We start from the raw sequence: 1,174 nt of genomic DNA on the forward strand, positions 1-1,174 counted from the left end.
GATGGCGGCGCAGTCGTTGGGCTGCGTCGCCCTGCCCCGCTCTCTGGCCGGGTCTTATGTGGACCGGGGGCTGCTGATCGAACCGTTCGAATTCGATTTGGACAGCCCCTGGGCCTATTTCGTGCGTCTCAAGGAAAAACCCGTTTCACCGTCGGTCAGGCTGTTTCAGGACTGGCTGCTAAACGCCGCCGCCAGCATGAACCGCTGACCTGCAACGGGGCTGCTCAGGCAGCCCCTTCCAGTGCCGGTTTAACATCACGCAGGCGGTTTCCATCCGGGTCAAAAGGAGGCTCGGACAGGATTTTCGCTTTATGGGGCTTGCCAAGGATGAACACTTCGACCGTATCACCAGGTTGTGCGAACTCAGGGTTTATATAGCCAAGCGCTAGCGATTTGCCGACCGAATAGCCGTATGCACCGGATGTCACGCGGCCAACCGGGGTACCATCCGGGGTAAAAATCGGCTCACCGCCGGTAGCGTCGGCATCCTCGGAGACTTCGACCTCGAAGATTGACAGCATTTCGCGTGCGGCGTTGTCCTTGACCGACAGATACGCATCCTTGTGCAGGAAATCCTTGTCTAGCTTGATGAGGCCCGCCAGCCCGACCTCTTGCGGCCAGTATTCCTGCGAATACTCACGGCCCCAAGAGCCATAACCTTTTTCGATCCTCAACGACCCCAGCGCGCGGCCGCCAACGGGGCCGCCATCCAGCAGCTTGGCCGCATCCAGCAGCGCAGCGTAAAGGCGGGTCTGATCTTCTTCGGCGCAGTGCAACTCCCACCCTAGATCGCCGGTAAAGCTGACGCGGATGGCCAGACAGGTGACACCCGCAACCTCGATTGTGGCCGAGCGCATAAAGCGGAACGCCTCGTTCGACAGGTCTGCATTGGTCAGCCGCTGCAGCAGGTCACGCGCTTTCGGACCGGCGACGTTGAACCCTGCTATGCGGTCGGTGGCGACTTCGAAGGTTGTGTTCTTTGGCAGGTCGATCATGTTGAAGAAGCGTTGATGATAGCGCTCGGCCATGCCCGATCCGATCATCATGTATTCGTCATCGGCCACCTTGGTTATGGTGAAATCGCCAGCCACGCCGCCACGGACAGAGATCAGCGGCGTCAGGCAAGACCGCCCAATCACGGTCGGTACGCGGTTGGCGACCAAGCGATCCAGCC

At 60.1% G+C, this 1,174-nt stretch carries 1 protein-coding gene and 1 pseudogene; one reads left to right on the plus strand and one right to left on the minus strand.

The features are described 5' to 3' along the window. Positions 1-208 (plus strand): annotated as a pseudogene (locus tag ACR0EL_RS21715) (LysR substrate-binding domain-containing protein); the annotation flags it as partial. Positions 209-224: 16 nt separating this feature from the next. On the opposite strand, the gene ACR0EL_RS21720 reads toward ACR0EL_RS21715, so the two are convergent. After that, positions 225-1,174 (minus strand): aminomethyl transferase family protein (locus ACR0EL_RS21720; protein ID WP_480502252.1); only part of this gene is annotated, 950 nt, incomplete at its 5' end.

The organism is Ruegeria sp. AH12 (genome assembly GCF_056541465.1).